At 47.6% G+C, this 26,795-nt stretch carries 20 protein-coding genes; 14 read left to right on the forward strand and 6 right to left on the reverse strand.

Annotation, left to right across the window (positions count from 1 at the left end; all coding sequences use genetic code 11):
• The first annotated feature begins 21 nt into the window (after window positions 1–21).
• Window positions 22–234, forward strand: coding sequence for a hypothetical protein (locus C9I99_RS00360; RefSeq protein ID WP_107346866.1), 213 nt, complete (start codon window positions 22–24; stop codon window positions 232–234).
• 205 nt (window positions 235–439) lie between these two features.
• Window positions 440–1,588, forward strand: a complete 1,149-nt coding sequence (traF, locus tag C9I99_RS00365; RefSeq protein WP_107346867.1) for a conjugal transfer protein TraF — start codon at window positions 440–442, stop codon at window positions 1,586–1,588.
• Window positions 1,589–1,851: 263 nt separating this feature from the next.
• Here traF and C9I99_RS00370 read toward each other — a convergent pair whose 3' ends face one another.
• Window positions 1,852–2,241, reverse strand: a complete 390-nt coding sequence (locus C9I99_RS00370; protein ID WP_107347801.1) for a universal stress protein — start codon at window positions 2,239–2,241, stop codon at window positions 1,852–1,854.
• 130 nt (window positions 2,242–2,371) lie between these two features.
• On the opposite strand from C9I99_RS00370, the gene C9I99_RS00375 reads away from it, so the two are divergent.
• Window positions 2,372–5,674 carry a mechanosensitive ion channel domain-containing protein gene (locus tag C9I99_RS00375; protein ID WP_243734262.1) on the forward strand — a complete coding sequence of 1,101 codons (3,303 nt, stop codon included), beginning with the start codon at window positions 2,372–2,374 and terminating at the stop codon, window positions 5,672–5,674.
• A gap of 21 nt (window positions 5,675–5,695) precedes the next feature.
• Here the strand turns inward: C9I99_RS00375 and C9I99_RS00380 are convergent, their stop codons facing one another.
• On the reverse strand, window positions 5,696–6,640 hold the full coding sequence (locus tag C9I99_RS00380; protein ID WP_107346868.1) for an endonuclease/exonuclease/phosphatase family protein: 945 nt from the start codon (window positions 6,638–6,640) through the stop codon (window positions 5,696–5,698).
• A gap of 162 nt (window positions 6,641–6,802) precedes the next feature.
• Window positions 6,803–7,492 carry a VIT1/CCC1 transporter family protein gene (locus C9I99_RS00385; RefSeq protein WP_107346869.1) on the reverse strand — a complete coding sequence of 230 codons (690 nt, stop codon included), beginning with the start codon at window positions 7,490–7,492 and terminating at the stop codon, window positions 6,803–6,805.
• Window positions 7,493–7,916: 424 nt separating this feature from the next.
• Here C9I99_RS00385 and C9I99_RS00390 point away from each other — a divergent pair, with 424 nt between their 5' ends.
• The 7 genes from C9I99_RS00390 to napC all read left to right on the forward strand — a co-directional run bounded on the left by C9I99_RS00390 (window position 7,917) and on the right by napC (window position 14,468).
• Window positions 7,917–8,753, forward strand: coding sequence for an alpha/beta fold hydrolase (locus tag C9I99_RS00390; protein ID WP_107346870.1), 837 nt, complete (start codon window positions 7,917–7,919; stop codon window positions 8,751–8,753).
• A 295-nt stretch (window positions 8,754–9,048) separates the two neighbouring features.
• Window positions 9,049–9,309: a chaperone NapD gene (locus C9I99_RS00395; protein WP_107347803.1), complete on the forward strand. Its 261-nt coding sequence runs from the start codon at window positions 9,049–9,051 to the stop codon at window positions 9,307–9,309.
• Window position 9,310: 1 nt separating this feature from the next.
• The gene (napA, locus tag C9I99_RS00400) at window positions 9,311–11,797 is read left to right on the forward strand and encodes a nitrate reductase catalytic subunit NapA (RefSeq protein WP_107346871.1); all 2,487 of its coding nucleotides are present in this window, start codon (window positions 9,311–9,313) and stop codon (window positions 11,795–11,797) included.
• 17 nt (window positions 11,798–11,814) lie between these two features.
• Entirely contained in the window at window positions 11,815–12,582 is a 768-nt protein-coding gene (napG, locus tag C9I99_RS00405) for a ferredoxin-type protein NapG (RefSeq protein WP_107346872.1), read from the forward strand.
• Window positions 12,582–13,439 (forward strand): quinol dehydrogenase ferredoxin subunit NapH, encoded by an 858-nt coding sequence (gene napH / locus C9I99_RS00410; RefSeq protein ID WP_107346873.1) that lies wholly within the window; start codon window positions 12,582–12,584, stop codon window positions 13,437–13,439. The genes napG and napH overlap by 1 nt, the downstream gene beginning before the upstream one ends.
• Window positions 13,429–13,863 (forward strand): nitrate reductase cytochrome c-type subunit, encoded by a 435-nt coding sequence (locus C9I99_RS00415; RefSeq protein WP_107346874.1) that lies wholly within the window; start codon window positions 13,429–13,431, stop codon window positions 13,861–13,863. Before napH ends, C9I99_RS00415 begins: the two co-directional genes overlap by 11 nt.
• A gap of 8 nt (window positions 13,864–13,871) precedes the next feature.
• The gene (gene napC / locus C9I99_RS00420; RefSeq protein ID WP_107346875.1) at window positions 13,872–14,468 is read left to right on the forward strand and encodes a cytochrome c-type protein NapC; all 597 of its coding nucleotides are present in this window, start codon (window positions 13,872–13,874) and stop codon (window positions 14,466–14,468) included.
• A 294-nt stretch (window positions 14,469–14,762) separates the two neighbouring features.
• Here napC and C9I99_RS00425 read toward each other — a convergent pair whose 3' ends face one another.
• Complete coding sequence (locus C9I99_RS00425) at window positions 14,763–15,887, reverse strand: multidrug effflux MFS transporter (protein ID WP_107346876.1); 1,125 nt, start codon at window positions 15,885–15,887, stop codon at window positions 14,763–14,765.
• A gap of 296 nt (window positions 15,888–16,183) precedes the next feature.
• Between C9I99_RS00425 and C9I99_RS00430 the strand changes: the two genes are divergently transcribed.
• From C9I99_RS00430 to C9I99_RS00445, 4 genes are all read left to right on the forward strand, one after another.
• A complete protein-coding gene (locus C9I99_RS00430) occupies window positions 16,184–18,397 on the forward strand; it encodes a bifunctional metallophosphatase/5'-nucleotidase (RefSeq protein ID WP_107346877.1) in 2,214 nt (737 codons plus the stop codon).
• 217 nt (window positions 18,398–18,614) lie between these two features.
• Window positions 18,615–19,370, forward strand: a complete 756-nt coding sequence (locus C9I99_RS00435) for an SDR family NAD(P)-dependent oxidoreductase (protein WP_107346878.1) — start codon at window positions 18,615–18,617, stop codon at window positions 19,368–19,370.
• 641 nt (window positions 19,371–20,011) lie between these two features.
• Entirely contained in the window at window positions 20,012–22,231 is a 2,220-nt protein-coding gene (locus tag C9I99_RS00440; RefSeq protein WP_107346879.1) for a bifunctional metallophosphatase/5'-nucleotidase, read from the forward strand.
• A 62-nt stretch (window positions 22,232–22,293) separates the two neighbouring features.
• Entirely contained in the window at window positions 22,294–23,442 is a 1,149-nt protein-coding gene (locus C9I99_RS00445) for a YibE/F family protein (RefSeq protein WP_107346880.1), read from the forward strand.
• An 80-nt stretch (window positions 23,443–23,522) separates the two neighbouring features.
• Here the strand turns inward: C9I99_RS00445 and C9I99_RS00450 are convergent, their stop codons facing one another.
• Both C9I99_RS00450 and C9I99_RS00455 read right to left on the reverse strand, forming a co-directional pair.
• Entirely contained in the window at window positions 23,523–24,836 is a 1,314-nt protein-coding gene (locus C9I99_RS00450) for a DUF1501 domain-containing protein (protein WP_107346881.1), read from the reverse strand.
• Entirely contained in the window at window positions 24,836–26,788 is a 1,953-nt protein-coding gene (locus tag C9I99_RS00455; RefSeq protein WP_107346882.1) for a DUF1800 family protein, read from the reverse strand. The genes C9I99_RS00450 and C9I99_RS00455 overlap by 1 nt, the downstream gene beginning before the upstream one ends.
• Between the last annotated feature and the right edge of the window lie 7 nt (window positions 26,789–26,795).

A 26,795-nucleotide genomic window follows, 5' to 3' on the forward strand; every position in this document is an offset into this window, starting at 1 on the left:
GAAGGCAGGTTACCTGCAATAATGGTTGTAAAGCCAGAAAAATCACTGCTAAAAAACAACTTTTTTGGCGGTGTAAAAATGGCGAATATAAGGGCTAAAAATAACAACCTGGGAGGCTTTCTGGGATTAATCGGATGTCCGGTGGTGTTTTTTGATTTGATTAAGCACAGGGATTTTAGGTGGGTTAAATTAGGCATGATAGGAAACGGTACTTTTACTTTAGCTGCTGGCTAATATTTCAATATCGGTGTGGTTGAAATTTCATCGCGGGTGTCTCCAGCCTTCTTGGAGTAGACCGATGATTTCGGCTCGTTGATCTGTTACCTCCATCACTCTTTATCAACTTGAAACAAAAATGTGACTAGCCCCTGCATCCCTCGGCATGGTTTAATTGCACAATATTCAAAAGAACAAATAACAATAGACTTCAGGGACTAACATGGTAACAGTGAAAAGAGCAGCAGCAGGGATAGCAATGGCTTTTTTGTCGTACTCAGCAGCGGCTTCAAACACGCTCTCTGATACGCGCAGTGTTGGTATGGGTGGCGTTGGCGTTGCATCTGCCAACTACCTGACGGCAAGCTTTCATAATCCGGCATTGGCAACGCAGAATAAACGCCATGATCGTTTTGGGATGATCCTCCCGGTAGTAGGAGCTCGCGTATACGATGGCGGTGATCTACATGACCGAGTAGATGCGTTTCAGGATTTGAATGATCTATTGGCCGCAAACCCCAATGACCCTGCTCTGCAGGAACAATGGAGAGCGGCACTGCTAGATCTAGATAATGAGCGTATTGATGGTGATGTTAATGTTGGAATGGTCATTGCTATCCCTAACCGTTTGGTCAGTACCAACTTCTTTGTGTCTAGCCATGCCATGGCGTTGTTGACAACGGATATTGACGAGAACGATCTCAACCACAATCAGATCGTGAATTCTAATGCTCAGGGCGTTATGGGTGGAACGGTCGATATTGGCTTTACCTTTGCCAAAGAGTTTATCTTTTTAGATCGCGACCTAAGCTTGGGTATTTCGCCGAAGTTCCAACAACTATTGGCTTATAATTATCAAGATAACATCGATACTTTCGATGATGATGATTTTGATTTTAGTTCTGATTATGTCGATAAGTCTGCGTTTAATGCCGATGTAGGGGCCGCTTATGCGCTAAGCCGAAATGTGATGCTGGGCTTGAGTGCGCAGAACGTATTCTCTCAGTCACTAAAAACCAATATTAGCAACGGGAACCAAGCGACTTTTGACGTTAATGCCCAATATACTGCAGCGGTTGCTTATAATCACCCACGTTTCACTGTAGCAGCAGATGTCGATTTAAACAGCAATAAGCCATTTAAAGAGCAGGCTTACAAAACCCAGTTTGCCCGTATCGGTTTTGAAGCGGATGCATGGCGTTTGGCTCAGTTGCGTTTGGGCTACATCCATAGCATGACTGATTATGCCGATGATCTGTTTACTGCTGGTATTGGCTTGAAGCCCTTTGGCAAGTTCGGGTTAGATATCGCAGCTATTTATGGCAATGAAGATAACTACGGTGCATCAGCCCAGTTAGTTTTCCACTTTTAGTCTTACCTGAAGTGAAAAAAATAGGCGATTGTTTGTTAGCATTAATCATTGGCTAATTATAACAATCGTCTTTTTTTGTACCTTTCTTAAATTAAACCGTCATTATTTTGAGTGATCCATGCAGCCTTGTTCCTCAAGGTAGTGACACTCTGTCACTGAATTGTCGACGACGGGAAAAGACCTCAGCGGGCTTGGTCTTTGGTTACGGTATTTGAGGACTTTAATCTAAGAGAAGCCATCACGTATGGTAAGAGATTTTGCCATTAGTGGTCGAGATAAACCACTAACAAGTCGGCTTCAACGGCGTTGGCCAACTTGGGTACTGATGAGAATAGCCGGCTGAAGAATTTATGATGATGGCCGCAAACCACTAAATCGATATCCATTTCTTTAACAATTCCAGACAGTTTTATATGCAGATCACCAACCACCACCAAGGTGTCTGTAACCGGGTAATCACATTGATCCGCCAGTGTTTGTAACTTTTCCTGTAAGGTGCGTTTTTCTTTTTGTTCCAAAACGACTTTATCAACACCGACGTATACAAAGGATAGTTTGCAGCTGGCCCCTTTAGCTAATGAAACAGCTTTATCAATCACGATTTGGCTGGATTGAGATAAATCAACAGCAACTAAGATATGCTCATAGCTCATCATGTTTTTCCCCGCTCTTTGTTTTGTGCTGACATTAAGTCTAGCCTCTATTAGGTATTAATCTTGATACCCCCCGTATAACAGCAACTTCTACACTTTAACATTATCTTTGATTGCGGGGGCTGTTTGGGTGTGGAGCCTGGTTAGAAAGCTCATTTGTTGGCTTGGGCTGTCGCTGTTACTGACATTGGGCGTCGGCGCGCAAACGCTGCCGGATATCGACTTTGTTAATAGTGAAATTGAGCGCCTGAACAACGAGAACCCCAAAGATGAAAATCTACTCCGCCAGTATCAAAGCTTGGCTCAAAGCTTGAGTGATCAGAACGCCTTGGTACAAGAGCAAGCTAAGCTACGGGCTCTCGTTACCCAGTTTCCGCAACAGAGAAGGCTTCTTCGTCAGAAGATCAATGAGGCCGAACAACTTCCCGTTTTTCAAACAGAGCAACTGGAAACCTACGAAGATTTATCACAAGCGCTGGCAAGGTTGCGAGCTTCGCTCAGTGAATGGCAAACCGCGAGGAAGGACAATGCCGAACAACGGAAGAGACTCAATGATTCCAGGGTTTCGTTACCCAATGAAATCGTCAGCCTCAATACCCAGCTGGAACAGGCGTCGCTAACTGTCAGTGAAAGTACGGATAAGCTGCAATCATGGTTGGCTCTGGCCAATGTTGCGACTCTCCAGCAAGAAAAAGAGCAAAAACTGTTGGCGCAGCAGACGTTGGATGAACGCAGTGAACTACTACAGCTAGCGCAGGACTTTCTGGTAAAGAAAATAGACGTGGCAACGCCCTTACAGGCCGAGCTGCAAAGACGTTTGACCGAGATAGAGCAGGGTTCGGCTAGGGCTTTGATAGCCAAAGCCGCGCAGCTCAATTCAGAGCTTCATAATTCAACGGGGGGACCTGAGGAAAGCATCAAAACACTGCAGGAGCAAGCAGCCAAACAGTTGAAGCTTGCGAAAGAGCTAGAGCGGGTTTTGCTCCGTGTGGATGACGCGCGTATTGAGATTCACCGTATCCAAGCCGAAAGGCAAAGCCTCAACGATGAACAAGTACTCATCAAGAATAATTTGGACTGGCTGAGAGAGAGTACCGCATTCGGCGCTTCAATCCGGGCACAATTACAGCGCTTGCCAAGTCGTGTTTCCGTCAGTGCCATTCCGGATCAAATTGCCAATGCCCATATCCGAAAATATGAGATCAGCCAACTTCGGACCGATACCGCTTTCGGCGACCAAGAGGGTAGCAGTACGATTATTCAGGAGGCTGATTCTGAGGTTGCTTTAAAGCTCAAGAAGCTACACCAAGAGCTTCTGGAACGGCTTAAACAAGAGTATGACAAACTGATCACCGAATTGAGCCGCCTTCAGGCCGCGAGCATCCAATATAAGGATGAAGTGACTACTGCCCGTTCTTTTCTACGTGAGCAGCAATTGTGGATACGCAGTAATCTGCCGTTATGGAAGAACCTCACGCGTTTTGAGATGAATGTGTGGTTCGGTGCCCATACGCCCCTAAAGGTCCTGTTCGATCGGACGACACAACAACAACAGATGACATTGGCGTTATCTATCGCTGCTTATACGCTGATCTTCATTTTTGTGAGAATAAAGCTATCGCGCCAAGGTGATCAATACCGCTTGGAATACAAAAGTCTGTTTGGCCACCCGCTGAAGGATAAATTCCGTTACACCTTGATTCTCTTTTCATTAGCCTTGCTCTGGGCGATTATTTGGCCACTGTGGTATGGATTGACCGCCCTTGGCATTTATTGGCTTTGGCCGGTGCCCACTTCTGGTGATCTCCCCTCAGTGATCACTGCCAGTGCATGTGGATTGTTTGTACTGGAACTCTTTCATGGCTTAACTGCGAAGGATGGGGTGCTGGATTTGCATCTTAATTGGCCATCAGAAATTTGCCGCTACCTCCACCGTGAAAGCCGCCGGCTTCGCTGGCCGTTAATCGTGATTCTGCTTGCCTTGTATTGTTCTGAGCTGGTGTCTGGCGAGAAGGAAGCCGAAGCATCTCGGGTGCTATTCTTGTTGTTGGTCAGCTGCATGACCTATATCTACGCCTTTTTGTTCAAACGTGAGCGGTTACCCCTGGTGTTGCCGTCACCGCTACACCAGGGCTTACCGTTGATATTGATCCGCGGTTTAGTTATCGGCTCTTTCTTTGGCATTATGTTGATGTCGATCCTAGGGCTGTATCTCGCCTCGTGGGTGCTTTTGAATTATCAGCAACTGACGTTGTTCATGATGCTGGGCGTCTTGCTGGTTTACCAGATGGGGGAGCGATGGCTAAAGTTGGAGCACCGCCAGCTGAGCTATCAACGCCTGTTGGAAAGGCGAGAAGAGCTGATTGCCCAGCAGCAGGAACAAGCCAGTGAGCCGCCAGAGTTGGCAGAGTTGCGGGAGGTGATGCCAGAAGTCGAAGAAGACAGCCTAGATGCCGAGCAGGTTAGTGAGCAGTCGCTGACCCTGCTAAGGGGACTATCTCTGATTGGGTTGGTGATTGCCATGTTGACCTTATGGTCGAGTGCTCTTGAGATGACCAGTTGGTTAAGTAAAGTGGTTGTATGGCAGGTGAGTGAAGTGGGTGAAACCGGTGTGGTGATGGTAGATATCACGTTGCGGTCGTTGATTTATGCGCTGATCACCTTGCTGGTGACTTTTATTGCGGTGAAAAATTTGCCTGGGATTTTGGAGTTGCTGGTATTGCGCCGGCTCGATTTATCACCGGGAACAGGCTATGCCGCTACCACTGTTCTGCGTTATCTACTGATGCTGGTGGGGGTGTTCAGTGCCTGCTCATTAATCGGTTTTCAGTGGTCGAGTTTACAGTGGTTAGTGGCGGCATTCGGGGTCGGGCTGGGCTTTGGCCTGCAGGAGATTTTCGCCAACTTTATCTCGGGTTTGATCATTCTGTTTGAGCGTCCAATCCGTATCGGTGACATTGTGACGATCAATGATTTATCGGGTACAGTGAGTAAAATCAAAACCCGGGCGACCACGATCATAGACTGGGATAACAAGGAAATCGTTGTGCCCAACAAGGTTTTCATTACTGAAAAGCTGATCAACTGGTCGCTGACCGATCCTATCACTCGTATCGTGATCCCGGTTGGTGTTGCCTATGGCTCTGATATCGAGCGCGTCGAGCAGCTTCTTTATCAGGCAGCCACTAGCCATCCGCTGGTACTCAAAGAGCCTCCGCCTTCGGTGTATTTTCTTGCTTTCGGGGCCAGTAGCTTAGATTTTGAATTGCGGGTCTATATCACGGCAATAGAGCACCGCCTATCGACTATCCACCTGATCAATAAGAGCATTGACAGTTTGTTTAAAGAGCACGGTATTGAGATAGCCTTTCCGCAATTGGATATCCACGTGAGGGATGTGAATCCGGAAAAAGGTAAACCGAGCGGCGATTAGGGAGCCATACCAGCAAGGGGCCTACAGTTTTAGCATGATTGACAGCGGGCAATGGTCACTGAGTTGATATTGCTTCAGTTGTTGTTCGGTATAAAGATATTCAGAAAAATTCACCTCGGTGATGTCATTTTTGTGTATTCGGCTATCGAGAATAAAGTGATCGATAAATCCGGGATATTGCCTCACCTCCCATGTCCGTTTACGCTTGTTATAGACCTGCGAGCGGCATTGGCTTGTTTTCCCTTTGGTGGCCAGTATCGGATCCGGTGACAGTCCAGCGGTGAGTTTATTCCAAAAGTTATCCCCTTTGTTTGCCAATCGGCGGTTAAAATCCCCCAAAATAATAAAGGACTGTTGTTGTTCTTGCCGTTTGGCTATCCAGTTTTTGAGTACCTCGAATTGCTTTTTTAAAACAGTACAGTTCTTGTTGCGGTGACGGTTACTGTAACACCCGCTTTTGAGGTGGACAGCCAATAGTCTTAGGGACGGTTTTCCTTGTTGAAAAAGAGAAATATCGACACCATAACGTAGGTATTGGTTATTCCATACATCCAGCTGTTGGAGATCAGGATGGCGCTGATACTTTAATTCTTTTCGGATCGCAAAGCCGACAAATTGCGGCCAGATCTCGTCATTGTTTGTATCTTTCCTATTCGAGAACTCGATCTGATACTTGCTCAGAGGAATGACTTTGCTTATCGACTGACGGTCAGCGACTTCCTGAAAGGCGAGGATGTCAGGTGAGATTTCATTGATGATGTCTGACAACGCTTGGTAGTCGTTGTGAGTTCTTGCTGGAACGCGAGGTTGGCCTTTTTTTTTCGGCTCTTCGTCAGTGAGCCAATTGAGGTTCCAAGTTGTTAGAGTTAATGAATTGCTGTCGTTGCTCGCTACTGCTGCAATGGGTATTGCAGTAAATATCACAAGCCAAAGTAAGAGCGGAAGCAGTCGGTTCAGTTTGGCCATAGTAACGATGAACTTTTGTGGTTGAAAGTATTATCTTGGCAGTACAGGGACAAAAAGGCGACTAGCCTAGATGGTGGTGTGCGAAGGAAAACAGTTCGAATGAAATGACGTCAGCGTTGCAGTAAATTGTGCTTGTTGTTCGAAAATGTTCCATGAACAAGCTCAGGCAACGACACCAAAGAATTGACCGACCAACGCCGTCAGCCCCATGGCTAAGGCTCCCCAGAAAGTGACCCGTATTGCGCCTATCGTCATTGATGCCCCGCCTGCTCGTGCGGCGATGGCGCCGAGAGCGGCCAAAAAGACCAGAGAGAAGCCGGCAACCATGGCGATGAGCAGTGATAGGGGCACCATCCATGCGACTAGCAAGGGAAGGGCGGCGCCGATTGTAAAGGTGGCGGCAGAAAACACGGCGGCTTGTACCGGATTTGCCCCTTGGTTATCCGACAGTCCTATTTCATCTCTGGCATGGGCCCCGAGTGCGTCATGGTCCATCAGTTTTTCAGCAACCTGACGAGCCAGTATCTGATCGAGTCCTCGCCGTTCATAAATTTGTGCCAGTTCATTGATCTCGTCTTCGTAATCTTCTTCGAGCGAGCGTTGTTCGAGTGCCAAATCGGCTTTTTCAATATCCAGCTGTGAGCTTACTGACACATATTCGCCAGCCGCCATCGACATCGCACCAGCCACTAAACCGGCAATACCTGCCAGAAGGATACTATCTTGAGTGGTATTGGCCGCGGCAACGCCAATAATCAGGCTGGCGGTTGATACAATGCCATCATTGGCACCCATCACAGCCGCTCGTAGCCAGCCAGCACGGTGCGAACGGTGGTTTTCCTCATGGCTCATTCATCATCCCCCCTTAGGTCTCTCGCCCGGTAAATTAAGCATAAATCAATAATCATAAATAAACGCAGTGTATTTGGGCTGGAGGCGCCCGAGTTACAATCGGTTCAAGCAAGGTTAGTTAATAATGCCATCGCTTTGCACTTAATCGTTATTTTACTCTGTGAAAAATAGCAATATGTTTAGGTGGTGATGAATACACATAAAATTCAACAGAAATAAAATTATTCCATTGTGGGTTTTGCTAGGTAAGTATCTGTTTTTATTGGTTATTTAATCATGGTTGTAGTTTTTTTCTTAAGGTTTTTATATTCATGTAATTATTCTTTGGTGTTCTTTTTTTAATTATTAAAATTGTTACGTTAGTACAATTAAATTATTTGCCATCACCTTAGAATACGAGTAAATGCAGGTAGGAAGGTGAAAGATGAAAAGCCAGAGCGCTATATATTCTGATAGAGAGTTTGAATATTACTTTTCCAATTGTCAGCAAACAAGCTCCCTTCCTCCCGTTGTTTTTATTCACGGTATCCTTAGCAGTGGCCAGCTATTTACCCATCACATGATGCCTTATTTTGACCCGCTGGGTTTCACTACTTATTCTCTGACTCTCCGTGGCCATGGCTCTCATTCCGGCAAGCCGTCATCACAGCCCTTTCAAGATCACATTGATGATGTGGCTACCTTTATTGAGTTTGTCTCTTTGCAAGAGCAAAAGCCCGTGGTAGTTGTTGGATATTCTCTAGGTGGCTTGATTGCTCAGCATGTTTGCCTGCGCGAAGAGCTGAGTTCTAAATTAGCCGGCTTAGCATTGATGGCATCTGTACCACCACAAGGGTTTAGTCAACTCAACCAGGCCATGTGGTTTGATCATCCCGCGCTATCAATGGTGCTGGGTCAAGTGATGGCAATGCCCAACTTGGCGCTGCTTAACCCGTATTATCGCCATGTGTTAATGGATGCGTTATTTGCGACTAAGCCTAGCCAGCAGCAACTGGACTCCTTGCTTTCAGAGTTGAAGGCTGAAGATCTCCGACTGTTTTTACAGCCACATCCTATTGCTGTTAACTCCCCCCTAAATTTTCCTGTACTTGTTGTTGGTGGTAAAGAAGATAAGCTAGTACCTGCTTCCCAAGTACAAGCCACGGCGGATTTTTATGGTGTTGAGCCGGTGTTTTTTAGCCCGATGGGCCATGCCATGCCCATTGAAAAAGAGGTGACCAAGTTTGCTGCTCATCTTGCCAATTGGTGCCGCACATTGTGATGTTTACTATGCTACGGGGTTTACATCTTTTCCTTGCTCACATTCCTTCGCTCTATGTCCGGTGCTGATAACTTACTGTTTTACTGTAATGTGAGCTCGGTATTGCTGCTTTATTGATCTAAAACAACCAACGCCCCTTATACCCCTTAATGGGTATCCAATCTATCCGAATTAGGCATAAATTAATCAATAACCACTAAATTAGTAAGTGTTAATTACTGCACCTCAGTTGGACGAGGCGAATACTTACAGATTTAGGACGGATTCGGTGGTGTGCCTTGAGGAGGGCTTTGTTGTGAATGATTTCCATGTCTGCAGCTTGATTGTTTACGTTGTGGCTGAGCAGCTTGAATCAATAAAAAAAACGATAGAAAGCCTACCGGGGGCTGAAGTGCCGATTTTTGGTGAATCAGGAAAATTGGTTGTCGTGCTTGAGGGTGAACAGCAGAACAATATTGTTGGTCATTTTGATGTGATTAAGCAATTGCCTGGAGTGCTCGATACCACGCTGGTTTACCACCAAATGGAAGAACAATCTGAGCTAAAGGAAGCGTAACATGACAGTTACTAGACGTAGTTTCTTAAAGGCCAATGCAGCAATAGCCGCAGCCAGTGCAGCAGGGTTAACCATTCCTGTGTCGGTGGCTAATGCGGCAGGCGACGATCAGGAAGTGAAGTGGGATAAAGCCCCATGCCGTTTCTGTGGTACGGGCTGTAGTGTACTGGTCGGTACCAAAAATGGCCGTGTGGTTGCCTCGCAAGGTGATCCGGATGCACCGGTAAACAAGGGCCTCAACTGTATCAAAGGCTACTTCTTGCCTAAGATCATGTATGGAGAAGATCGCCTGACTCAACCGATGTTGAGAAAGAAGGATGGAAAGTACCACAAGGAAGGAGAGTTTACCCCAGTCAGTTGGGATGAAGCCTTTGATGTAATGGCTGACAAATTCAAGCAAGCCCTGAAAGACAAAGGCCCATCGTCCGTTGGGATGTTTGGCTCTGGTCAGTGGACCGTCTGGGAAGGCTATGCCGCCGCCAAATTGTACAAAGCGGGTTTCCGCTCTAACAACATTGACCCGAATGCCCGCCACTGCATGGCCTCTGCGGTTGTCGGTTTTGCCCGTACTTTCGGTATGGACGAACCTATGGGGAGTTATGACGATCTCGAACATGCCGATGCATTCGTGCTTTGGGGATCCAACATGGCAGAGATGCACCCGATCCTATGGACCCGCCTGACCGATCGACGCTTGTCTTCCGACAAGGTGAAAGTGGCCGTATTATCAACCTTTACCCACCGCAGCTATGAGCTGGCGGATAACCCAATCATCTTCAAGCCACAGACTGACTTGGCCATCCTTAACTTCGTTGCCCATTACATTATTTCGAATGACAAAGTGAATCAGGACTTCATGGACAAGCACGTTAACATCCGTAAGGGTGTGACGGATATCGGCTATGGTTTGCGACCTACCCACCCATTGGAGAAAGCAGCCAAAAACCCGGGCAGTGGCGATTCTACGCCGATGAGCTTTGACGATTATGCCAAGTTTGTCTCAACTTATACCGCCGAATATACCTCTGAACTGACTGGTGTACCGGTAGACCAGCTTAATGAATTGGCTGAGATGTATGCCAATCCTGAAACCAAAGTGGTGTCTTACTGGACCATGGGTTTCAACCAGCATACCCGTGGTGTGTGGGCCAATAACCTGATTTATAACATCCATTTATTGACCGGTAAGATCTCCAAGCCGGGCTGTGGGCCGTTCTCGTTGACTGGCCAGCCTTCTGCCTGTGGTACTGCCCGTGAAGTCGGCACCTTTGCCCACCGTCTGCCTGCCGATATGGTGGTGATGAATCCTAAACACCGCGAAATGTGTGAAACCCATTGGGATATCCCAGAAGGCACCATTCCGCCGAAACCGGGCTATCACGCTATTCTGCAAGACCGGATGCTCAAAGATCGTAAGCTCAATGCCTACTGGGTAATGTGTAACAACAACATGCAGGCTGGTCCGAATATCAATGAAGAGCGTTTGCCTGGCTATCGCGATCCGGCCAACTTCATCGTGACCTCAGATCCTTACCCAACAGTAACGGCAATGGCATCGGATTTGATTTTGCCAACGGCTATGTGGGTGGAAAAGGAAGGGGCATATGGTAATGCCGAGCGTCGTACCCAGTTCTGGTACCAGCAGATCTCTCCGCCGGGCGAAGCGAAATCAGACTTGTGGCAACTGATGGAATTTTCCAAGCGCTTCAACGTTGAGGAAGTGTGGCCGCAGGCGCTGATCGACAAAAAGCCAGAACTCAAAGGCAAAACCTTATTCGAGGTATTGTTCAAAAACGGCAAGGTCGATAAGTTCAAGCTCGATGAAATCGCCGCTGATCAACTGAATGATGAGTCCCGTGACTTTGGCTTCTACGTCCAAAAAGGCTTGTTCGAAGAATATGCCTACTTTGGCCGCGGCCACGCCCATGACTTGGCACCGTTTGATATGTACCACCAATCCCGTGGTTTGCGCTGGCCTGTGGTTGATGGCAAGGAAACCGTCTGGCGTTATTCAGAAGGTTATGATCCGTATGTGAAGAAAGGCGAAGCGTACTCTTTCTACGGTAAGCCAGATAAGAAAGCCGTTATCTTTGCCCTGCCATATGAGCCAGCAGCAGAATCGCCAGACAAAGACTATGACTTATGGCTCTCGACCGGACGGGTATTGGAACATTGGCATACTGGTTCGATGACGCGACGGGTACCTGAGCTATACCGCTCTTTCCCCGATGCGGTGCTGTATATGCATCCTCTGGATGCCAAAGAACGCGGACTACGTCGTGGCGATGCAGTGAAGATTGTTTCGCGTCGGGGCGAAGTGCTCACCCATGTAGAAACTCGCGGGCGAAACCGAGTACCGCAAGGCTTGGTGTACATGCCTTTCTTCGATGCCGGGCAGCTGACCAACAAACTCACGCTTGATGCGACCGATCCTATTTCGAAAGAAACGGACTTCAAGAAATGTGCGGTAAAGGTGGTTAAAGCCTAACGATTGGAAACAGACTGATGAAGCGTTCACCTCTCAAATCATCACAAAGCCGTCGCCGCTTCCTTCGGGATGCCGCGCGAACGGCGGTGGGTGTGGGAGCGGCAGCGACCGTACTCGGACTACAAAGCAAACAGAGTCAGGCTGACAGCAGCGGGGTGCCGATAAGGCCACCGGGTGCATTGTCTGAGCCGGAGTTTTTACAGGCATGTTTGCGTTGTGGATTATGTGTTCAGGCATGTCCCTACGATACCTTGAAGCTGGCAAGCTTATTGTCGCCAGTGGCATCGGGTACGCCGTACTTTACCGCCCGAACGATACCGTGTGAGATGTGTGAAGACATTCCCTGTGTGGCGGCGTGCCCGAGCGGCGCGCTGGATCATGGCTTGAAAGATATCGATGACTCCCGAATGGGAACGGCGGTATTGATTGATCATGAAACCTGCCTCAACTGGTTGGGCTTACGCTGCGATGTGTGTCACCGGGTCTGCCCGCTGATTGATGAAGCCATCACCCTTGTGCCAATCCGTAACCAACGTACCGGCTACCACGCCAAGTTTATCCCGACCGTGCATTCGGATGTCTGCACTGGTTGCGGTAAATGCGAGCAAGCCTGTGTGCTGGATGAAGCAGCCATTAAGGTTGTACCCACGGCATTGGCAAAAGGCGAACTGGGCCATCACTACCGCTTGGGCTGGGAAGAGAAGGCCAAGAAAGGGGAAAGTTTGGTCCCTGACGATCTGACTTTGCCTGCTCATAAGCCGAGTAACAGCGGAGGAGGTCAGTAATGGCTAAGCATTTGGCAAAAGATGCCGGTAAAGCGGCTACCGCTTCACTGGGGTGGTGGAAAGCACATCGCTTTTTGCTGCTACGTCGCAGTTGTCAGTTGCTGATCATTGCGCTGTTCATGATCGGCCCGACATTGGGCGTGTTACGGGGTAATCTGTCGGCAAGCACCTTGTTCGATACGATTCCGCTGACCGACCCGCTGATCTTGTTGCAGACCATCGCAGCAGGTCACTGGCCAGAACTGGCTGCCCTGCTGGGCGGCGCCATTGTGGTGGGATTCTATGCCTTGTTGGCACCACGGGTGTTCTGTGCCTGGGTTTGCCCGCTCAATATGGTGACGGACCTAGCCGCGTGGCTGCGTCGTAAGCTGGGGATCAAGCTCAGTTACCGCTGGCCATCAAGCTTGCGCTACTGGTTGCTGCCTGTGTTGCTGCTTGGCAGTGCGATCTCCGGCACGGTGCTGTGGAGCTGGATTGACCCTGTGGCAGCGCTGCACCGTGGTTTGGTGTTCGGTATGGGCGCAGGCTGGGTGTTGATTCTGCTAGTGTTCTTGCTTGATCTGGTACTGGTCGAACATGGTTGGTGTGGCCATTTATGCCCGCTTGGGGCGACCTATGGCGTGATCGGCCGAAAGAGCTTAGTGCGTATCACCGCGACCAACCGGGAAGCCTGCAATAAGTGCATGGACTGCTTCAATGTATGCCCAGAGCCCGAAGTGTTGCGGCAACCGCTAAAAGGTGGGGACCGTAAGGTGATGAGCCAAGACTGCATCAGTTGTGGACGCTGTATCGATGTCTGTTCCGAGGAAGTATTGGAATTTAAAATAAGAATTGGAGCCAATAAAGATGAAGGGTAAGTATGTTGTGTCTGCGCTGCTGGCGGCTGTTGTAAGCCTTGCAGCATTTGCAGAAGTTACCTCGTTACGTGGCGCGCAGGAAATAGCGGATACCAATACCGTTGCGCCCATCAAGCCGGTGCCAAAAATGCAAGATAAGCTGGCCTTGGAATATGTTCATCAACCCCCATTGATCCCGCACTCAACGGATATGGTGCAGATCAACCCGAGCAACAATGGCTGCTTGCAGTGCCATGACGTCGACAAGTACCGCAGGACGGGAGCCCCCCGGGTGAGTTCGACTCACTACATGGACAGCAACAATAAGGTCCTAAGTGATGTTGCACCGCGTCGTTACTTCTGTCTGCAGTGCCATGTACCGCAGGCTGATACTGCGCCGCTGGTGGAAAATACCTTTAAACCGGCTGGTAAATTCGGCCAATAGGAGGGGCTATGGAGAGTCAACGACCTGGTATCATCCGGCGTTTTTGGCAGTGGTTCAGAAAGCCCAGCCATTTTGCAATTGGCACACTCCTGACCGTGGGTGTCGTCGCGGGTGTGATCCTGTGGGGCGGCTTTAACACTGCGATGGAGTACAGCAATCAGGAAAGCTTCTGTATTGGTTGTCATGAAATGGAGAACAACGTTTATCAAGAGTACGTTGGGACGGTTCATTACAATAACAGTAGTGGGGTAAGGGCGACCTGTCCGGATTGCCATGTACCAAAAGAGTGGGCACCGAAAATGGTGCGTAAGATCCAAGCATCGAAAGAGCTTTATGCCAAAGCGCTAGGCATTGTCGATACACCGCAGAAGTTCGAGGATCACCGGTTTGAAATGGCCTCCCGAGAATGGGACCGCATGAAAGCCAATGACTCGCAGGAGTGTCGTAACTGCCATAACTTTGAGTATATGGATTTCAGTACCCAGAAATCGGTGGCAGCGGGGATCCATAGCCGGGCCATTGAAGACGGCAATACCTGTATTGATTGCCACAAGGGTATCGCCCACCAATTGCCGAAAGGCCATAAGATCGAAAGTGCTATCTAGCTTCTTTTGATTGGTGTAACTAAAAAATCCCTAGCCGAGTGATTGGCTGGGGATTTTGTATTTTGGTGATCTTGGCCGCTACGTTATCGTTAAACAGTTATCCCCAAAGCTGGAGAGTAAAGTTCAGCAGTGCCATCACATTATCCACCTCAGAGATCGCCATTCCCCATTTACTGAATGGTGGTATCAAGAGCTGAAAAATATATTCAGTGAAAATAACAATTAGTTTGTGGTGTTATTAGGTTGGAACAAGAAAAGCCCTCTTGATAAACTGAGAGGGCTTCGATATTGAATTTATGCCTCTTTGCGAAGAAGCAAAAGAAGTGCAGTCATTAGACCACAGGCAGTTAGTACCATGCCTAGGTTTTGTGCGATGCCAGCCAAGCTTAATCCGCTGCCTATCATCAAGTAATACATCAGCCCGAAAATGGCCCCGGCACTTCCAGCTTGCTGCTTGTAGCCAATCAGTGCACTGCTCAATACATTGGGAATAGCAATACCGAAAGCCATCACCACCAGAAGCATAGGTACAATGAACCAAATACTATCAAGCATTAATGTAACAGCTATACCGCCCACTAAAAGCAGTATTGCCGCCAGCCACAGTAGCGTTTTTTGCTGCCATTTTCTTGCAATGAGCTGTTTGTTCAAATAGCTGCCAAGTAACGTACCTATCCCTAATACAATGCCACTATAGCCAAATTGTTGGGCATTAAAACCAAGTTGCTCAAACGTAAAGGCCCCTAGTTGGTAATAGGCAAATAAGGCGATATTAAACAAAGCCACTAATAGTGCTGATTGCCAAATTTGTACATCTTTAAACATGCGAACGGCGAGAGCACGCAGTTGTAAAGGCTGTTTGAACTGTTGGGTTTCAGGTAACTTGGCCAAGTTGTACACAAACAACAGGACGGCCATTACTGTCAATGCCATAAATACAGCACGATAGCCGCCGGACTGCGATAGCTGCCCACCGAGTAACATGCCGAGTACCGGGCTAATCGAAATCCCCATCCCCATTATGCTAAAGACTTTCCCCAGCTCTTCACCGTTGTAGCTGTCTCTTAGCATGGTTTGGGTTACCACAGAGCCGACAGCAATACCAAATGCACTCAGTGCTCGGGCTATCATAATGACGGTAAAATTATCAGTCTGTATTGCCAATAGCGTCGCTAAACCGTAGGTCAAGAGCCCCAATAACATGGTTGGCCTTCTGCCGATCTTGTCTGCCGCTACCCCCCAAACCACCACTCCGATTGCAAACGCAGTGAAGTATATTGAGAGGGTCTGGGCGGCTTGTGCATAGCTGACCGAAAATGCTTGGGCAATTGAGCCTAAAGCCGGGCTGTAAATGGTTTCCACGATTTGAGGAAACATCAGCATGATCACCATCAGCGATAAAGAAGGTTTTGTTTTCATTTTGGTGTCCCCAATGTCTTAACGTGGGGAGATTATAGGGAGAAGAGTGGTGTAACTATTAGCAACATAAATACAAAAAACATCAAAATAAGGACGAAGTACATTTTTGCTAACCGCCCGTTGTTCAATTGTTGTTTTTTAACGAGCGTGCAGCATGAAACGGTTTACATTTAACCGCGCATTTATCCAACTTACTGAATTTACATTTCGCAACAGATTGCGTGGTTTTTACGTATTTATTCTATTTTTTTTCCTTATATTGCCTAGGTTTATTCCAAGACATTAGGCTCTGTGAGATGAAAAATAAAACCTTTAAACTTGCGACGTTAAGCGCAGCTATCCTACTGGCTTCTACTGCCAGTTATGCGAATGCTAATAATCAAGCGCCTGCATCCATCGCTGAATGTAAAACTTTTGAACCGACGCCATCGGTCATCGTGAAAGGCACCAATAACGAATTATCAAGCCAGACGATCACCATTGGTGCGACCGGTGACATGCATGGTCGTATCTTCGCTTATGATTACGCGCTGGATGGCGTAGATAGAAATGCGGGTTTCTCAAAAATTGCCACCCTGCTACGTGACGAGCGCTCAAGCAATGACAACTTCTTGCTGATCGACTTGGGCGATACCGTTCAGGGCAACTCGGCAGAGCTATTCAACAACGATCCTGTCCACCCAGTTGTTGAAACCATGAACACCCTAAACTACGACTTGTGGGTGCCGGGTAACCACGAGTTTGATTTCGAGCGCGCCTTCCTTGAGCGTAGCCTTGAAAACTTCAACGGTTCGGTAATTTCTTCTAATGTTATTTGGGATAAAAACTCGGTTGACTGTAAAGCCAACGAAGAAGAAGTCCCGTTCCTACGCGGCTACCAGATCTTCAATTACAACGGTGCCAAAGTGGCTGTTGTTGGCCTAACACCGTCTTACGTTAAAGTGTGGAATGCCTCTAACCCAGAGAATTTCCGTAACTTGGACTTTAAAGATGAACTGGAGTCGGTCACTGACACCGTAAATTCGGTTATCGAGCAGTACCAGCCTGATGTGGTGATTGGTGCTCTTCACCACGGTCGTAAAGAGCATGGTCGCGGTGTTCATGAAATTGCCTCTGAGCTAGCTGATAAGTTCGATGTGATCTTTATGGGTCACGAACACGCTCGCTTCATTGAGCAGGTTGAGAAAGGCGCTGATTTTACCGCGGAAATGCCTGAAATTTCTGTCGACGGCAACAGCGAGCTGGAAGATAAGACCAAGTCAGGTGTCTACAACGCTGAAAACCGTCATGAAAAAGTCAAAATCATCGAGCCGGGCAACTGGGGCTGGGCACTGGCCAAGGCAGAAATCGAATTAGAGAAAGATCAGCAAGGCAAGTGGCAGATTGTTGATACTACGCTGTCCAACCGCAAGGTTGAGAGCGTACAAGAAGACAAGACGCTACAAGAGCAAATGCTGCATATCCATGATACCTCTGTTACCGATGCCAACATTAAAATTGGTGAAGTAAAAGGTAACTTCACCAACTCTAAAGGTGGTTTTGCTGATGAAGCCGTACTTGAAGAGCAAGTGTTGAACAGCGAAGGTCTCCGCCTTTACAGCTCAATTCATACCGGCAAGTTGTCGGACATGCCGATCACGGATTTGATCAATCAGATTCAGATCATGAATATTGAGCAAAAAGGATCTGATTCTGAAGGCAATGCAATTGCCGTCGATGTATCGGCAGCAGCCCTGTTCTCTGACGGCTCGAATCTGTTCGACGGTCAGGAATACCGTAAGAAAGACAGTGCTAACCTTTATATGTACGACAACCAGCTGGTTGCGGTAAGCATCAAAGGTGAGCAGCTTAAAGCGTACATGGAGTGGTCTTACGGCTACTTCAATACGCATCAAGAAAACGATATTACCGTTTCTTTCAATCCTGCTATCCCGGCCTATAACTACGACATCTTTGATGGCTCTATCCAATATACCGTGGATCTGAGCAATGCGGTGGGCGAGCGTATTGATATCACCGAGATCCGTGGCGGTGAATTTAATCCTAATGCCGACTATGTATTGGCAATCAATGACTACCGTTTAGGTACTCTGCTAGGCGAACAGTGGATCACCCGTGAGCAGGTGATCTGGGACTCATCAAACGAGCCGGTTTACGCGGTACGTGACATGATCACCGAGTACGTCGAAAACGAGGGTGTCTTGGATCGTAGCAAGTTCGAAAATGTGAATTGGTACATCAAACAGTATGGCCCAGCGAATGCTGCAGGCGCTGTATCCGAGCCTGGCGATATCCTGTCGCTACGTGAAGGCGCTGGTGCAGAACTTTGGAGCAAGCTGCAGAATAAAGAGATCTGTGTGATGCGTTCAGGCCCGGGTGCACGTAATTCTATCAATGTGTCGGTAAACCTTGCCGATGAAGATACCTGGTTTGCTAACCCGAACTATTCTGCAGAGGCGACTCAGGAAGCCTTGTATGAAGGTTGTGCGTACAGCAACCAGCCGAAGTAAGACTCTCCCATTACTCTAATTCAAGGCGCTTCGGCGCCTTTTTTTATTTATCCCTATTGGTATTAAACCAGACGAAGATCACGATTGATCCTTACCCAAGGTTTGAATTCTTTGATTTAGGTGTTATTGTATTACAATATTAATTATCGGCGGTGTCGAGGGATAGTCTGTTTAGGCTCTTGGCATCGCCATTAACTAACGTAAAGAGAACATTGATATGTCTAATAAAGTCGCATTTATCTCTGGTGCTACAGGTGGGATCGGTTTCCAGGTGGCTAAGCGCCTGGGTCAAGATGGCTACACGGTGATCCTCAACGGTATCGAAGCGTCGAAAGGTGCAAGCTGCGTTGCTGAGCTAACTGGAATGGGCATCGAGGCCGAGTACCGTGGCTTTGACGTGACAGATGAGCATGCCGTGACCGAAAATATCAATGCGATCGGTGATAAATTCGGTAAGATCGATGTTGTCGTTAACAACGCAGGTGGCCTAGGTGGCCGTAGCCCAATCGAAGGCATGGAAACTGATTTCTTCCGCAAAGTTATGGCGCTTAATCTTGATAGTGCATTCTTTGTTTCTCGCGCTGCAATTCCGTTCCTGAAGAAGTCTGACAACGCGTCAATCATCAACTTCACTTCTAATGCAGCTTGGAACGCAGGAGGCCCAGGTGCGGGTATCTACGGTACATCCAAAGCCGCGGTTCACACGCTTACGCGTGCGCTTGCTAAAGAGCTAGCACCAGCTAACATCCGTGTTAACGCTGTATCTCCAGGTACTATCGATACGCCGTTCCACGCGCAAATCAAAGAAACGAAGCCAGAAGTGTTTGCTTCTTGGGCTAACAGCATCATGCTGGGTCGTCTTGGCCAGCCAGAAGAAGTGGCTTCTGCAATTTCTTTCCTAGTAAGCAAAGACGCATCATTCATCACAGCTGAAACGCTACAGATCGGTGGTGGTCAGGCGCTGGGTATCTAATCACACGGCATATAAAGCCGCTGGTTGGCTTTATTTGGCAGTTTGATAAACACGGCAGATACTCGTATCTGCCGTGTTTTTATATAGGTATATCTTCAGCCTATTTTGTCTGTGCATATCATTTTAAAGTCCCACTGCTGTTTCTACTTTTCATTTAATGTAACCCCTTACACTGATTTACAAACTGCCTCTCAATCCCACTTGCAGGGATAAGAGAATGAAAGCAAGTGCCTATAAATGTGCCCTTTTGGTTGAGGTTTGATCGCAATCTTTCATTTTGTAAATCGTCACGCTGTTAACTTGTGGGTAATGGAATATTGGCTGAGAGACCTTTGTCTGTGATTTTTATCACGTTTCCTCTGTTTTTGTTATTTGCTCTGCCGGTATTTTTTGGGATTAATATCACATTGGCAATCGTTTGCTTGTGTGTTTTTTGAACGCTTTTGTGTTGTGTGATTGTTGGCGGTTAACGTTTGCTTAGCATGCAAAGGTTTACAATTAACGATTCATTTATCAAATTTACTGAATTTACATTTAGAAACCTTATCGTTGGTTTTCGAGTTTTTATTCTATTGTCAGGGCGTATATTTGACCACGTTTCCATTTTCCCTTTTCCTTTTTTATTTTTTGATTGCCTAACTATGACTAAGAATACTATTAAGGTTGCAACGCTGAGTGCAGCGATTGTTACCGCCCTAGCCGGATGTAACAGCAGTAGCAGTGATGACAAAACACAACCATCACGTCCATCAATTGCTGAATGTAAAACCTATGAGCCAACGCAACCAGTGATCGTTAAGGGTGATAATGAAAACCTTAACTTCCAAACGATTACTATCGGTGCTACAGGTGACATGCATGGCCGTATCTTTGCGTATGACTACGCATTGGATGGTGTGGATGTGAATGCAGGCTTTACCAAGATTGCCACGTTGCTGAACGAAGAGCGTGCTGCCAACGACAATTTCTTGATGATTGACTTGGGTGATACCGTTCAGGGTAACTCAGCCGAGCTGTTCAACGACCTACCGGTTCACCCTGTGGTTGAAACCATGAACTTCATGGATTACGACGTATGGGTACCGGGTAACCACGAATTCGATTTTGAGCGCGCTTTCCTTGAGCGTAGCCTTGAAGGTTTCAACGGCTCAGTGATTTCTTCCAACATCATCTGGGACAAGAATTCTGCCGACTGTAAAACCAATGGCCAAGAAGTACCTTTCCTACGTGGTTACCAGATCTTTGACTACAATGGCGCGAAAGTGGCGGTTATTGGCCTGACGCCTTCATATGTAAAAGTATGGAACGCTTCTAACCCAGAAAACTTCCGTAACCTGGATTTCAAAGAAGAGTTTGAATCACTGGAAAACACCGTTGATCAGGTGATCACCCAGTACCAGCCAGATGTGGTTATCGGTGCACTTCACCATGGCCGTAGCGAATCGCATGCCCGTGGTGTGAACGAAATTGCTTCTAAGATGGCTGACAAGTTCGATGTGATCTTCATGGGTCACGAACATGCTCGCTTCATCGAGCAAATCGACTTGGGCGCACCTTTTGAAAACGGGATGGACGATATCTCGGTTTCGGGTGACAAAGCTAACCAAGTTGAAGACAAGGCGAAATCTGGTACTTACAACTGGCGTAACCGTGACTCAAAAGTGAAGGTTATCGAACCGGGCAACTGGGGTTGGGCATTGGCGAAAGCTGAAATCGATCTCGTAAAAGACCAAGAGGGTAACTGGAAGATCTTCGATACTACGCTTTCTAACCGTACCGTGGCGGATATTGAAGAAGATGCCGCACTTCAGAACGAAATGCAGCATATCCATGATGAATCAGTTGCTGATGCCAATATCGAAATCGGTAAAGTAGTGGGTAACTTCACCAATACAACGAACGGTAAAGCTGACGAAGCGGTATTGGAAGATCAAGTACTAAACAGCGAAGGTCTTCGCCTGTACTCGACAATCCACAGTGCTAAAGTGTCTGACATGCCACTGACGGATCTGATTAACCAAATCCAGATCATGAATGTGGAAGAGAAAGCCGGTATTGAAGTGGACGTTTCTGCCGCGGCCTTGTTCTCTGACGGCTCGAACCTGTTTGATGGTGAGACTTACCGTAAGAAAGACAGTGCCAACCTGTACATGTATGATAATCAGCTAGTTGCGGTCAATATTACCGGTGAAAACCTGAAAAAGTACATGGAGTGGTCTTACAGCTACTTCAATCAGTACCAAGACGGTGATATCACGGTTTCGTTCGATGAAACAGTTCCGTCGTTCAACTACGACATCTTTGATGGCCACATTGACTATGTTGTCGATCTAGCCGAAGAAGTCGGCAACCGTATTCAGAATGTTAAGATCCGTGGTGTGGAACTCGATCCGACGGCGACTTACGTGCTGGCAATCAACGATTATCGCTTTGGTTCGCCAATGAAGGATGTTGGTTGGGTGACTGAAGAAGATGTGCTTTGGGACTCATCTGCAGAGGCAATCTACGCTATCCGTGACATGCTGACCGATTATGTTGCCAAGAAAGGCGAACTAGATCGCAGCGAGTTTGAAAATACCAACTGGTACATCAAGCAGTACGGCCAGTCTGATGCGAACGGCGTGGTTGCTGACGGTGAAAAAGGTGTAATCTTGCAGGCGCGTGAAGACGGCGGCGAAGGCGAAGCGTTATGGAATCGCTTGAAGAACAAAGAAATCTGTGTGATGCGTTCTGGTCCTGGTGCTCGTGATGCTATCAATGTTTCTGTAAATTCTGGTAACGAAAGCTCTTGGTTTGTTAACCCGAATGCAAGTAACCCGTACGAAGGCTGTACTTACAGTAACCAGCCTAAGTCTGAGTAATTGAAATTATCAAAATAGAATAAAGAAGGCGCTCCGGCGCCTTCTTGTTTTGGAAGATTAAGATGTTAAAACGATTATTATTTCCTTTTGTGGTCTTTCTTATTTCGACGGCCATTTTGTGGTATTCGCCTGCAGTGAGTGAGTCATTTAGACCGAAAGCATACAGTAACCAAGAGTTTGTCCGTGCGAGTGTGATCGACGTTTTAGCTGAGAGTACTCAGTCAGATCCTTTAGTGCCTTCAGTTAAGACAGGACGTCAACGCTTATTGGTGGAATTACGGGAAGGGGAAGACAAAGGCAAACAAGTCGAAGTCGAGAACCAACTTAGCCGACTGCATAATGTGTATGTTTCCGCAGGTGATAATTTCATTCTGCTGATCCGTGAACAAGGCAGCCGCACTATCTATTGGCCGTATAACCATGATCGTTCTTCCGCGGTGTATTGGATGGTTGGCATCATTGTGTTGTTAACAGTGTTGTTTGCAGGTCTGCAAGGGGTGAATTCGGTGATCTCCTTGTACTTTACGGGTGCACTGTTAATTGGCGTGTTAGTTCCCGCGCTGTTTGCTGGCTGGAACCCGATCCTCGTTACGATTGGCTTGATGGCGGTGAAGATCGTGGTCAATTTCCTGTTGGTCGCAGGGTGGAATAAAAAGTCTCTGGTTTCGATGCTCGGCACCCTTGCCGGTGTCGTTATGGCAGGCTTGATGGCACAGTTTTTCGGGGAGATGGCTCAACTCAATGGCCTATATCTTGAGAAAGGCGAAGATATTCTTTATCTCGGCGGTGAAGCTCAAGTGCAAGTACGTTGGCTTCTGTTTGTTGCTATCATGATCTCGGCACTGGGAGCAGTAATGGATGTGGCGATTTCGATGGCATCGTCATACCATGAGCTTCGCGAAATATCGCCGGAGCAACCGGAAAAAGATCGCCTGTGGGCAACGATCCGTATCGGCCGCGATATTCTCGGTACCATGACCAATACGTTGGTATTGGCCTTTGCGGGTAGCGCACTCACCACGATAATGATGGTATGGGGCTTCCAAATGCCGTTAATGCAGTTTATGAATATTCCGGCGCTGTCGCTGGCTATGATCCATGGTCTGGCCGGTAGCATCGGATTGATCATGACGGTGCCTCTGACGGTACTGATCGCCAGCGCGGTATATCAGCGAGATATCAAGAAAAGACAGAGTTTGGTTAATCCATGAAAATAGCCGCGGTGCAACAGTAGTTGCATCGCGGCTTTTGCTTTCTGCTATAACTCCTAGCTACGTCATTGAATAATGAATTAGCCCATAAAGCCTAAGTTCATGGTGCCGAAGTTGGCGGAGGTGGTAGGGAAGACAGTTTGCACACCCGCATCACTGACCCCAAACCAGCTGGCGAGGGTTGCAGCCATTTGCTCATGGGCAAGTGTAGGTATTAGTCTTCCTTTACCATTGTCATCGGCGCTGCCGACACTGAAATCGGGGTAGGCGCCATAGCAACCGCTTAACACGCTACCACCAATGACCAGCTGGTTACTGCCCCAGCCGTGATCGGTACCATCATTGGCATTATTGTGCATGGTGCGGCCGAAGTCCGACATGGTAAAGCTAGTGACATTGGATTGCAGAGAACCCTGTGCCTGCGTGAATTCTGTCAGTGCCGTATCAAGTTGGCCGTAAAGTGATTGATGGCGTGGAACTTGATTTTTGTGAGTATCGTAGCCACCTTGATTGACGATAAAGACTTGTCTTCCTACACTGCCAGAAGCCACAGAGGCATCTATGATCCGCTTCACGGCAGATAATTGCGAACCGATAGAGCTGTTACGGTTGATGATAGGGTCCAGCTCCGTTGAATCAATGAGTGAGCGGAAATTATTGTAAGGTGCCAAGAAGTCTCCGTGCTGCTTCAAGTATTGCTGGTGGAAGGGTGAGAGATAGACTTCATCAACCATCTCATTGTATTCAGTCTCAAGTGTCCCTGACGCGCTGAATGCGTTAACGGCTGATACTGAACCTTGGGTATTGGTACGAAGGTCGCTGACATTCATTCCGCTTAACCAGCTATTACCACCTAGTGATACCAGCTCAGGAATTGCCCCCCCTTGGGCGAGCAAGTCCATTAACAATCCTCCCCAACCATACGCGGCATAAGCATTGGAGTGCCAAGTGCTCTCCCAGGCATACTGTTGTTTGGAGTGGTTGAACAAGCCGGTAGGGTTAGGTGCTCCTGATCCGGTAGGGCCGACAAGGGTACCTATGTTAATAAGTCCTGCGGCTAAACCATCTTGAAACAAGGATTGTATCCCCGGCATATTGGGATGAAGGCCAATGGGGACACCATTACTGTCCGTTTTTCCTGTCATCAACAAACTGGCTTTATCAATGGCTATATTGGGGCGGCGAGCCGCATATTTGCCATAGAGGTCATCATCACCTGCCATCATCATGTTGAACGAGTCATTGCCTCCTCGTAAGAAGACACAAACCAAGGCCTTGTAATCTTCAGCGGCATAGGCTTTGTTTGAAAGTGAAAATGCAAGTGGCATTGTTGTCGCCCCTGTCATCAGGGCGCTGTGTTGTAAAAATCGACGTCGCGATAATTTCATCATCATTACTCCTGAATCTGGAATTCGGGTGACATGGCAGCAATCCAGAACACTTTGTACATATTGTCATGGTTGGTTTTGGGCATAGCGTCATAGACATCGCTTAAGCGCAGCTCAAGTTGTGGGCTGAGCGAGCCATCAAACAGGATATCTGCCAGCAAATTGAGGAAGCTCTCCTTGTCATCCGTCGTCCAAATCCCGGTAAAGGCGGAATAATCGAGAATCAATTTGTCATCAGCCAACCCTGCTATATCTCCGGTCAGCGTGGTGTCGTCTTTCAGCTTACGGAAAATCAGGTTGGACATATGGGGTATTTCTGCAGATGTGTAAAGAGCAAACTCAGGGCCTATCAATCCATTATCTTCCAGCGGGCCGCTTGGAGTGTAACCGGCCGGAAAGAAATTGAAGACCGATGGTGCTGCCAGTGCGCCCTGAGAGAAGCGGTGTCCTTCAGGTGAGTATTGTGCATCAAAGCCGTAGCCCAATGTCGTGTCCCTGTGGTGTGGGTAGTTGTCTCCCATTTGGCTGTTAAACGCACGGTATAGGGCTGTCATGGTTACAATCGGCTCTCGTGCTTTCGAAACGGTGATAGGATTCGACTCGTACGGCTGAGGGTCAGTCAGTATGGCTTTGACAACAGCGGCAAGATCACCTTGTGTGTTGTTAAAAGTGCGTGCGACACGCTCAACATAATATTTGTCAGGGTTAGAAGTAACGAGTTGCTTAATAAGGTGAGTACTGACAAACACTGCTGTTTCACGTTTAGAGACGAGGATATCGAGCAACCTTTCTAGCTCTTCATCTGCGGTCTCATTTCCGGGGAAGTTGCGGCCCAGAATACGTTTAGGATCCGTGTCATGGTTACTGGCTGTAACCACCATAGGGCTGAGCAAGCCGTTATCTTCATCCCAACCGGTGAATAGCCTCGCCAATTCTTGGACATCGGCTTCGGTATAGGCGGGAATAGGCTGACTGGTTTCTTTGTCTTTCTTGATTACGCCTTTATAGCTTACCTTCCATTCGCCCAGAGCAAATAATTGCAGTAATTCGCGAGCATAGTTTTCATCAGGATACTGGTTATTTTCAGGATCCGGCGGCAAGTTTCCGGCCATAGTGAGATAGCGTCCCATGGCTGGCGAGTAGGTGACATCACGGATCAAGTCTTTGTAATTGCCGAAGGCGTGTTCAACCAAAATATCGTAGTAGATTGCTAAGCCTTTAGCTTGATCATCACCGGATAGCCCCGCATCGTTTTGCGATACCACGACCATTTGGCTCAAAGCGAAAGCGACGCGTTGGCGAAGTTGATCTTCACTGTTAAGAGCAATACCCCACCAAGCATTACTGCGATAGTTTCGGTGCTCCTGGCTGCTACCGTTGTGATCTGCCCTGATCGCCTGGATCCGTAGATACTCATCTAAATGATAAGAGGGTGCTGTAGCGATTTGTGCTTCAACCCATTGCTCGGCAGTGAGGCCAACGGTTGTACTGATATCGGTTTGTGTTGGACCAAACGTACCGCGCTCAAGCAAGCGAGAGGCATTGTGAAAATCTAATACTTGCGGGATGTCTAGTCGTTCAAAACGAAGGCTATAGTCAGCGGATTCTGCCCAGAGGTTATTCTCAGTTTGTGATTTGCTAGGGAGTACTGTGCCGTCTGTTTGTAATTGACCAACAAGCACCATTGTACTGTTGTCATTGATGCATTGACCAATGTGATAAGGCCATTGTGCTTTGCGATTGTGGCTGCGCTTTGAAATTTGGCATTCAAAGGTTTCTGTAGCGGTATTATTTTTTAATACGGTAACTTCGACAGAGTATGGAAAATAGGTGTAATTAATGGCTTTTTGAACGCTACCATTATCAATCAAATCAACGGCGTATGCATTAGATGCAATAATTTGAAAGAGCAGTACTACGATAGCTTTTTTCAAAAAACAAAGGTTTTTGAAAAACATCGTGTTG

The organism is Photobacterium lutimaris (genome assembly GCF_003025555.1).
Taxonomy (GTDB): Bacteria; Pseudomonadota; Gammaproteobacteria; order Enterobacterales; family Vibrionaceae; genus Photobacterium; species Photobacterium lutimaris.

Coding starts and splice junctions, on each gene's coding strand:
- traF (WP_107346867.1), top strand. CDS start 440: ATGGTAACAGTGAAAAGAGCAGCAGCAGGGATAGCAATGGCTTTTTTG.
- C9I99_RS00360 (WP_107346866.1), top strand. CDS start 22: ATGGTTGTAAAGCCAGAAAAATCACTGCTAAAAAACAACTTTTTTGGC.
- C9I99_RS00390 (WP_107346870.1), top strand. CDS start 7,917: ATGAAAAGCCAGAGCGCTATATATTCTGATAGAGAGTTTGAATATTAC.
- C9I99_RS00435 (WP_107346878.1), top strand. CDS start 18,615: ATGTCTAATAAAGTCGCATTTATCTCTGGTGCTACAGGTGGGATCGGT.
- C9I99_RS00385 (WP_107346869.1), bottom strand. CDS start 7,492: ATGAGCCATGAGGAAAACCACCGTTCGCACCGTGCTGGCTGGCTACGA.
- napH (WP_107346873.1), top strand. CDS start 12,582: ATGGCTAAGCATTTGGCAAAAGATGCCGGTAAAGCGGCTACCGCTTCA.
- C9I99_RS00415 (WP_107346874.1), top strand. CDS start 13,429: ATGAAGGGTAAGTATGTTGTGTCTGCGCTGCTGGCGGCTGTTGTAAGC.
- C9I99_RS00370 (WP_107347801.1), bottom strand. CDS start 2,241: ATGAGCTATGAGCATATCTTAGTTGCTGTTGATTTATCTCAATCCAGC.
- C9I99_RS00455 (WP_107346882.1), bottom strand. CDS start 26,788: ATGTTTTTCAAAAACCTTTGTTTTTTGAAAAAAGCTATCGTAGTACTG.
- C9I99_RS00380 (WP_107346868.1), bottom strand. CDS start 6,640: ATGGCCAAACTGAACCGACTGCTTCCGCTCTTACTTTGGCTTGTGATA.
- napG (WP_107346872.1), top strand. CDS start 11,815: ATGAAGCGTTCACCTCTCAAATCATCACAAAGCCGTCGCCGCTTCCTT.
- C9I99_RS00430 (WP_107346877.1), top strand. CDS start 16,184: ATGAAAAATAAAACCTTTAAACTTGCGACGTTAAGCGCAGCTATCCTA.
- napA (WP_107346871.1), top strand. CDS start 9,311: ATGACAGTTACTAGACGTAGTTTCTTAAAGGCCAATGCAGCAATAGCC.
- napC (WP_107346875.1), top strand. CDS start 13,872: ATGGAGAGTCAACGACCTGGTATCATCCGGCGTTTTTGGCAGTGGTTC.
- C9I99_RS00440 (WP_107346879.1), top strand. CDS start 20,012: ATGACTAAGAATACTATTAAGGTTGCAACGCTGAGTGCAGCGATTGTT.
- C9I99_RS00445 (WP_107346880.1), top strand. CDS start 22,294: ATGTTAAAACGATTATTATTTCCTTTTGTGGTCTTTCTTATTTCGACG.
- C9I99_RS00450 (WP_107346881.1), bottom strand. CDS start 24,836: ATGATGATGAAATTATCGCGACGTCGATTTTTACAACACAGCGCCCTG.
- C9I99_RS00425 (WP_107346876.1), bottom strand. CDS start 15,887: ATGAAAACAAAACCTTCTTTATCGCTGATGGTGATCATGCTGATGTTT.